This is a genomic window from Stenotrophomonas sp. DDT-1 (assembly GCF_001580555.1).
Taxonomy (GTDB): domain Bacteria; phylum Pseudomonadota; class Gammaproteobacteria; order Xanthomonadales; family Xanthomonadaceae; genus Stenotrophomonas; species Stenotrophomonas sepilia.
Genome location: NZ_LEKR01000080.1, coordinates 1 through 7,537, shown reverse-complemented (window position 1 = coordinate 7,537; position 7,537 = coordinate 1). Strand labels below are relative to the sequence as shown.

Annotated in this window: 7 protein-coding genes and 5 pseudogenes; all 12 read left to right on the top strand. The window is 57.8% G+C overall.

All coding sequences use genetic code 11. From position 1 onward, the window contains the following. Positions 1-261: pseudogene (locus AB839_RS21795) on the top strand (type VI secretion protein); the annotation flags it as partial. 35 nt (positions 262-296) lie between these two features. Continuing rightward, on the top strand, positions 297-839 hold the full coding sequence (locus AB839_RS21380; protein ID WP_342668056.1) for a DUF4189 domain-containing protein: 543 nt from the start codon (positions 297-299) through the stop codon (positions 837-839). A 282-nt stretch (positions 840-1,121) separates the two neighbouring features. Further along, positions 1,122-1,679 carry a DUF4189 domain-containing protein gene (locus AB839_RS21375; RefSeq protein WP_082783391.1) on the top strand — a complete coding sequence of 186 codons (558 nt, stop codon included), beginning with the start codon at positions 1,122-1,124 and terminating at the stop codon, positions 1,677-1,679. A gap of 238 nt (positions 1,680-1,917) precedes the next feature. Further along, positions 1,918-2,628, top strand: a pseudogene (locus AB839_RS20720) (type IV secretion system protein); the annotation flags it as partial. Positions 2,629-3,010: 382 nt separating this feature from the next. Beyond that, complete coding sequence (locus tag AB839_RS22005) at positions 3,011-3,301, top strand: DUF4189 domain-containing protein (RefSeq protein WP_342668055.1); 291 nt, start codon at positions 3,011-3,013, stop codon at positions 3,299-3,301. A 50-nt stretch (positions 3,302-3,351) separates the two neighbouring features. Further along, a pseudogene (locus tag AB839_RS20715) lies at positions 3,352-3,966 on the top strand (type IV secretion system protein); the annotation flags it as partial. A gap of 178 nt (positions 3,967-4,144) precedes the next feature. Beyond that, positions 4,145-4,669, top strand: a complete 525-nt coding sequence (locus AB839_RS22060) for a DUF4189 domain-containing protein (RefSeq protein WP_082783389.1) — start codon at positions 4,145-4,147, stop codon at positions 4,667-4,669. A gap of 102 nt (positions 4,670-4,771) precedes the next feature. After that, positions 4,772-5,269 carry a DUF4189 domain-containing protein gene (locus AB839_RS21360; RefSeq protein WP_082783388.1) on the top strand — a complete coding sequence of 166 codons (498 nt, stop codon included), beginning with the start codon at positions 4,772-4,774 and terminating at the stop codon, positions 5,267-5,269. Positions 5,270-5,372: 103 nt separating this feature from the next. After that, a pseudogene (locus AB839_RS20710) lies at positions 5,373-5,756 on the top strand (type VI secretion protein); the annotation flags it as partial. Positions 5,757-5,794: 38 nt separating this feature from the next. Then, positions 5,795-6,346 carry a DUF4189 domain-containing protein gene (locus AB839_RS22055; protein ID WP_082783387.1) on the top strand — a complete coding sequence of 184 codons (552 nt, stop codon included), beginning with the start codon at positions 5,795-5,797 and terminating at the stop codon, positions 6,344-6,346. Between the two features lie 266 nt (positions 6,347-6,612). Continuing rightward, positions 6,613-7,182: a DUF4189 domain-containing protein gene (locus AB839_RS21350; protein ID WP_342668057.1), complete on the top strand. Its 570-nt coding sequence runs from the start codon at positions 6,613-6,615 to the stop codon at positions 7,180-7,182. Positions 7,183-7,420: 238 nt separating this feature from the next. Then, a pseudogene (locus tag AB839_RS21990) lies at positions 7,421-7,537 on the top strand (DUF4189 domain-containing protein); the annotation flags it as partial.

The window sequence follows — 7,537 nt, the reverse complement described above, 5'->3', positions numbered from 1 at the left end:
GCTGCAATGTTCTTCCAGGGCACTCTGGGTACCTTCATGGCATATTCGCAGATAGGTGGTAGCGCCGTGCCGACCTCGCCGGGTCCGAATGGGCAGCCGCCGGGTTCTAGTGGGTCGGGTGGTATGTATGCGCCTGCCAAGCCTTCTACTGAAAGTGGTTCTTCCACAGCGAATCAAGTCGCGATGCCGAAGATTCATAATCATGAGGCCGCTCATGCATCAACGGGGCTCCGCGGCAATGCACCGTCCGGTAACTCCTGATTTTGCTTTGGCTTGCTGTCTATTTGAGGGGTTTCATGCGCTCTATTTTCTTTAGCCTGCTGTCTTTGGGAATCATCGCAGCTTCAGCTTCCTCTGCACGTGCAGAAGGCGGAGTCTGTCCTCCCGGTTACTACCCCGTGGGGGGGCAAGGGGCAATGGGATGCGCACCAATTCCCGGCGCGGCGTCTGGTGGCGCCGCCCAGCAGTCTTCACCTCCTCCTCCGCAACCTACGGGCGAGTGGATCAAGACCTGGGGCGGAATTGCGGTATCCGCCAGCACTTCCGATGCCGGCGTTTCTACGGGGCACCGGTCAAAGAAGGAGGCGGAACGCAAAGCCGTCTCAGAATGTGCTGCCAGCGGAGCAAGCGATTGCAGGGTCAGCATGACCTATTTCAATCAGTGCGTTTCCTGGGTCATCCCGAGCGGAAGGACCGGAAATGGCCTGTCAGGAATTGGCACCGGTCCGACTCCGGGTGATGCCGAGCGGGCTGCTCAGGGAGTCTGCAAGAATGACAAGCCGGGAGCCTGTGCTCCCGTGTATACAAATTGTACCGAGCCCTTGTTCAGGAAGTACTGAAATGGCCGTGCTCGGGATGATTGCAATGACGCGGATCGCTATCTGTTTGTTGCAATTTGCGCGCACGGCGGCTTGGCTCCGAGAAGCCTCGGGCGCGGCTGCGCTGCTGCAACTGAGAATGAGGCCGACCCTGACCGCTCTGTTTTGCACGGCGGCGTGCGCAAGGACGTTATGATCTTCCAAGGACATGGCTAGCTTGATGGCATCTCGGAGGGCAGCGGCGGGCACGTCTTCTGCGATCCGGGAATGTGAAATTGCATCAGGTGATTGAGAAGCAGAGGCATGCCTATCTTTAACCGGCTCGCCGTTGCGTGTGTCGATTTGGCACTTGGCGCATTCCTGTTCTGTGCATGGACGCCAATCGCAAAGGCTGAAGGGAACTGCCCGCCGGGTTTCTACCCCGTGGGTGGGCAGGGTGTTCAAGGATGTGCCCCGATTCCCGGAGGTGCTGCTACGGCGGCTAACCCTGCCGCGCCAGCGCCCGCGCGCCCTCTGGGGGAGTGGGTAAAAACGTGGGGGGCCATCGCTGTTTCGTGGGCCACCTCTGATGCTGGCGTTTCAACTGGACTGAGATCCAAAAGTGCTGCTGAGAAAGAGGCGCTTTCCAAATGCCGAATGAGTGGAGCTCGTGACTGCTCGATAAACATGACGTATTTCAATCAATGCGTATCATGGGCGATTCCCAGTGGGCGTTCGGGGGGCGGTCAGTCGGGCATTGGATCGGGGCCGACTCCGGAATCAGCATTACAGACTGCGCGCTCGTTGTGCAAGAACGATCGGCAGGGACCATGTGATGAAGTGTACGCGGATTGTACGAAGCCGGTATTTGATCGCTATTGAAGTTCGAAGCCGATGATGCAGGAAGAGGAAGCCCAAATGGTTGGGAAGTGCGTGTTCGGCAGTGTCTGCACAATTGACGCCCGAAGCTGTTAATCGCGACAGCTGAGCTGGGGGGAGTGGTTAATGCGCCCCAATCTGCGCTGCTATGTCTAACTTGGTGGGGAGACATGTGCAATGCAGCGGCAAAATATCGATTGATGATTCTGTCCACTCCGAGATCACGACGGTCACCATATCGATGCCCCTCATCGTTGCCGGGCTGCAGAGCTTCCTGGTCGGTAATGTGCAGGACCAGGTCACCTATACCGTGACCGGAAAGAAGTCGACCGCCGAGGAACTGATTGATAAGAACCTGGGCTATATGCAACTGGCGCTCACGTCGGTGAGTGTGCTGGATGTCGCCGGCGACGTAACGCTGGATAGCGCAAAGACCCGTGCGATGTGGTTCATTGGGCTGGGCACCGGCGGACCAGCCGTTACGGCGGGCGCCATGCTATTGCTGTACCAGATCGCCATGTCATTGTTCATTGGTTTTGGTCCGCTGTTCATCCTCTGCCTGCTGTTTGAGCAGACAAAGTCCCTGTTCCAACGATGGTTGTTCTATGGCATCGGCACCATGTTCTCAATGGCGGTGCTGGCTGCGATGACCGGCATTGCCATGGAAATGGTGGCGCGCGTGGCGGCTTCGTTCTGGGGCGCGTCTGCGCTGGGTGCACTGCTGGGGTCGAACCTGACCGAGGGCATGAGCAGCATGGCGCTGCAGCAGGGCGGCATGGGTCTGATCCTGACGACGCTGATCCTGACTGCGCCCCCAATGGCTGCGATGTTCTTCCAGGGCACCCTGGGTACCTTCATGGCATATTCGCAGATAGGCGGTAGCCCGGTGGCGCAGGCACCGGGCCCGAATGGGCAGCCGCCGGGTAGCTATTACACGCCGGATAAACCTTCAACGAGCGGTGGCAGTCAATCGGGTGGATCGACTTCAGTTGGGAGCAATGTCGTAGTCACTGGCAGCAACTCCACAGCTGGGTCAGGCAATTCTGATACTGGCCGTAAAGGCTTAGCTTCGAACTAGAGGCCGGAGAAGAAGTCAATTCGTGTCTATTCAGGTGCAGTAATCCTGCTGGGTCTGGGAATCATTGCCTGCCAATTGCCACAGACGGCCAACGCAGAAGGTAGGTGTCCTCCTGGTCAGTATCCAATTGGTGGTCAGGGAGTCGGCGGCTGTGCTCCCATCCCAGGTGGTACCACTGGAGCAGGCCAAGCGTCGCCTGTTGCGACAGGGCGTTGGATCAAGACTTGGGGGGCCATCGCTTTAGCGAAGGGGGGCGATGTCGGCGTGGCTCTCGGTAAGCGAAGGAAGAGGGATGCGGCTTCGGAGTCCCTTGCTAATTGCGCACAGCGGGGGGGCTACGGATTGCAGGGTGGTATTGGAGTTCAATAATCAATGTGCAGCATTCGTATCCCCCAGTGATGCAAGATTTGGTGGCTCCACGTTTGCGCGTGCGGCATCTGTTGATGCTGCGAGTAAGATGGCTGTGGATGCGTGCTTAAAGCAGGGGAGCGATGGCTGTAAAGTGATTTATTCTGGATGCACCGAGCCTGAGTTTGAGAACTTCTGAGGTTGCGCTTATGAGTTTCTGGCTGAAAACGTAGAAATGCCTGATTAGCCGGAAAAGACAAGGCGCCGGATGAGCAGATCGACAAGAGCTTGGCCTGGATGCAGGTGGCGCTGTCGAGCATTGATGGCATCAAGATCCTGAATGATCCAGGGTTGCAGGCGGACAAGACCCGGGCGCTGTGGTTCATCGGCCTGGGCACGGGCGGCCCGGCGGTCACCGCTGGTGCGATGTTGCTGCTCTACGAGGTCGCGCTGGCGCTGTTCATCGGCCTGGGTCCCTTGTTCATTCTGTGTCTGCTGTTCGACCAGACCAAGCAGCTGTTCCAGCGATGGCTGTTCTACGGCATCGGCACGATGTTCTCGATGGCGGTACTGGCAGCGATGGTATCGATCGCGCTGGACATGGTGATCCGTGTCTCGACCGCGTTCTGGTCCACCGCCTTGGTCAACAAGTTCCTACTCGAAGGCGCCTCCAGCGACGGCATGACCAGCCAGGCGATGCAGCAGGGCGGCATGGGCCTGATCCTCACGACCCTGATTCTGACTGCGCCCCCAATGGCGGCCATGTTCTTCCAGGGGACCTTGGGTGGTTTCGCGCCATACTCCCAGATCGGTGGATCGGCAGCGGGCCAGCCGGGTCCACAGGGCCAGCCGCCGGGTTCGTATACGCCGGCAGCGCCTTCGAATAATGACGTGCGGCAGACCGAGGTTCATTCAGGAAGTATGGTGAGGAACTCGATGCCTCCGAGCTCGACCGGCGAAGCAAGAACTGCCCCGAGTACGATAGGTGCTGCCAGATCTAATGATTAGTGCTATTAGTGACATCCGTTGAAGGTGCGTAGCCATGCCAAAAAAATCAGTTGGAAAGTTGATTTCCAAATTACTCGTTCTTTCGGCACTTTTTCTTGTTGCTGAATCCTCTGTGGCAGAAGGGCGATGCCCGCCTGGCCAGTACCCGATAGGTGACAGTCGGGCACCGGGATGTGCGCCAATTCCGGCGGGTAGCAGCGGAGACGCTGGACCCAGAGCGACGGGCCGGTGGATCAAGACTTGGGGCGCCATCGCAATGTCCAATTCTGGGGCATCAGGTGTTTCGGTCGGGAAGGTAAAGAAGAGGGAGGCTGAAAAGGCAGCAATGGTTGAGTGCGAAGCGACCGGCGCACGTGATTGCGACATCGCCTTTACGTACAAGCACCAGTGTGCGGCGGCCGCGACTGCGAGCTCGGGCACTCAAGGTACGAACTTTGGGAGCGGAGAGACTGTTGATGTTGCCAAGAAGGTCGCTACTGAACTCTGTCAGTCTCGAGGGGGACGGGGTTGTGGTGTCGTGTATTCGGCATGCACAGAACCAAAGTTCGAGGCTTTCTAGATAATTTTTTTGCAGCCGCACCGCGACAGTAGGCGCGTTGAAGGGGGATTCTCGGCATCTTGATCGGATGCGATCTGCCTTCAAGCTTGAGAAGAGAATTTCATGAGGGCTATTTTTATTTTGTTGTTGTGCCTAGTGCCATTCTTGACTTTTGCCGAGGGCAGATGTCCTCCTGGCCAGTATCCAATAGGGGACAGCCGCGCTCCAGGCTGCGCTCCAATCCCTGCTGGTGGTGGCGGAGCTGCGGAAGGGCCGCGTGCCACCGGCCGTTGGATAAAGACATGGGGAGCGATTGCAACTTCTTCTACCGGCGCCTCGGGAACAGTCACTGGTGAGGTTAAGAAATCAGACGCCGCGAAGAATGCAGTTTCTGAATGTGCTAGCTCAGGGGCGCGTGATTGCCGAGTTTCGTTTACCTATAAGAATCAGTGCGCTGCGGCGGCTGTTCCTAGCTCTGGAACCCCTGGGACTAGCTTTGGCAGTGCAGCTACGGAAGAGCTTGCCAAAGGCGTAGCTACTAAATTGTGCGATTCCCGCGGCGGACGTGGCTGTGATGTTGTTTACTCAGCCTGCACAGAGCCAAAATTCGAAGCGTTTTAACGCATCGATAGCTGGCATCCCGATGGTGGCGCTGGCTGCAGCGCCCATAATGGCGAACTTCTTCCTGACTGGCAGCGATGATCTCAATCGCGCTGTACATGGCGTCTCGGCAGCGCTCTGGTCGACTGCGTCCGTCAACAAATTCCTGCTCGACGGCGCCTCCAGCGACGGCATGACCAGCCAGGCGATGCAGCAGGGCGGCATGGGATTGATCCTGACTACCTTGATTCTGACTGCGCCCCCAATGGCGGCCATGTTCTTCCAGGGCACCTTGGGTAGCTTCATGGCATATTCGCAGATAGGTGGCAGCCCGGTTGCTGCTGCGCCGGGACCTAATGGACAGCCGCCGGGTAGCTACAAGCCGGCAGCTCCAACCAATTCAGAGGAATCCATGAGTAGCCAGAGCCTTACGATCCCGAAGATCGCGCCGGGTACTAGCAACTCGGTACATACGCCGGGGTCGCTCGGTAACGCCCCAGTTCGGTGAGCGATGTCACAGCAGTTGCTGAATGGGTAGGGTACTGGATGCAAGAGGTGAAAACGATGAAGCTGCTTTCTTTCCTCCTTTTCTTTGGGGTGCTGCTGGCTCCTGTGTCCGCACTTGCCGAAGGCGGTAGTTGTCCGCCAGGGTTCTACCCGATAGGAGGGCAAGGAGCCAGAGGCTGTGCTCCGATTCCTGGTGGCGACAGCGGTGGCTCGGATCAGCTGCCGCTACTTCCTCCAACGCCGACGGGGGAATGGTTAAGTACGTGGGGAGCAATCGCTGCGTCCGAAGCTACTTCTGAGGTGGGAATGGCCTCTGGAATGAATTCCGCAGAAGCCGCCGCTGCCGAGGCTGTGAGGCGCTGTGGTGGAGGAGGAGCCACGGACTGCAAGGTTACTGTCTCTTACTCAAATCAGTGCGTCGCGTGGTTGATTCCTTCTTCAGGTGGCTCGGGGGCTAAATCCGCAGTTGGTAAGGCTCCAAAGAAAAGGCAAGCCATCTCCATGGCGGGCAAAGGTTGCGTAGATCCAAGTGGAAAGAAGTGCAGGGTCTTTTACGCAGACTGTTCTGAACCTGTTTTCCGTAAGTTCTAGCGATGCAAGGTCGTAGATTCTCTTAAGTCGATTGATTGGTTGCATCGGAGTCGCCTGGACCCTGAACGTGCATCCAGGGCTTGCGTAAATGGGCCGGAAATTCAGAGATTTGGCTTGATGTTGATTCGTTGATTTGGATTCTTGCGCATTCTCAATCGTGGCCACTCTTTCGTAGTTTCCTGCGTTCTGCGGATTGGCAGAGCACGGGTGACTGTAACGGCTGCGAATGGCTAGCTGCTAGTGGATTCCTCGGGGTTTGGCTCTGGATGACAGGTGAAATGCTTTCCTTTGGATGTTTGGGGATTTCGAACGTCATCAGGGGTTCGAAAGTCGTGTATGGGTTCGCGGCGACTCTAGCGGTATTTCTAGCACTTACGTCCGACCTGGCTTGGGCGGAAGGAAGGTGTCCTCCAGGCCAGTATCCGATTGGCGGGCAGGGTGCCGGCGGATGTGCGCCGATTCCTGCTGGTGGAGCAGGAGCGCAAAGCCCGCGTCCAACGGGGCGGTGGATCAAGACTTGGGGAGCATTTGCCGCCTCGCCTTCCGGAATCGCAGGAGCGGCAAGTGGGTGGAGGAAGAAGGCGGATGCGGGAGACGCGGCAGTGAGATCCTGCTCTGATGCGGGCGGTCGGGATTGTCGAGTGAAGTTCACCTATAAGAATCAATGCGCGACGGCGGCTGTCTCGAATGCGGGAGCCGGGGGGACTTTCTACTCTGCTGCAGCCACAAAGGAGAAGGCGGCAGGCCTATCCTTGGCGCAATGTCGCGCTGCTTCCAAAGAGACATGTGAAGTTGTCATGTCCAATTGCACCGAGCCGGAGTTTGAGAAGTTCTGAGTCATTGCCCGTACTCCGAGTGCGGATGGGCGTCCACCCGGCACCTATACACCAGCTGCTCCTTCGAAGCAGGATTCTGTCAATCCGGAAACCAGTAATTCAGCTGGGAATGGCAGGCTCACTGTTCCGCAAGGGGGGCTGCTGTCCCCCCAGGAGACTGGGCTCCGGGCTGCGAATAAGATCAGCGGCAATTGATGAAGAGGTAAATGTGTCTTTGGCTTCGCGCGTGATTCTTCTGATGATTACGTTGGTAGCTGCCGGCCAAGCATTTGCAGAAGGGAGTTGCCCACCAGGTCAGTACCCAATCGGTGGCCCGGGTGTCGGTGGGTGCGCCCCGATTCCAACTGGGGGGGGG

Coding starts and splice junctions, on each gene's coding strand:
- AB839_RS22060 (WP_082783389.1), top strand. CDS start 4,145: ATGCCAAAAAAATCAGTTGGAAAGTTGATTTCCAAATTACTCGTTCTT.
- AB839_RS22005 (WP_342668055.1), top strand. CDS start 3,011: ATGTCGGCGTGGCTCTCGGTAAGCGAAGGAAGAGGGATGCGGCTTCGG.
- AB839_RS21350 (WP_342668057.1), top strand. CDS start 6,613: ATGACAGGTGAAATGCTTTCCTTTGGATGTTTGGGGATTTCGAACGTC.
- AB839_RS21375 (WP_082783391.1), top strand. CDS start 1,122: ATGCCTATCTTTAACCGGCTCGCCGTTGCGTGTGTCGATTTGGCACTT.
- AB839_RS22055 (WP_082783387.1), top strand. CDS start 5,795: ATGCAAGAGGTGAAAACGATGAAGCTGCTTTCTTTCCTCCTTTTCTTT.
- AB839_RS21360 (WP_082783388.1), top strand. CDS start 4,772: ATGAGGGCTATTTTTATTTTGTTGTTGTGCCTAGTGCCATTCTTGACT.
- AB839_RS21380 (WP_342668056.1), top strand. CDS start 297: ATGCGCTCTATTTTCTTTAGCCTGCTGTCTTTGGGAATCATCGCAGCT.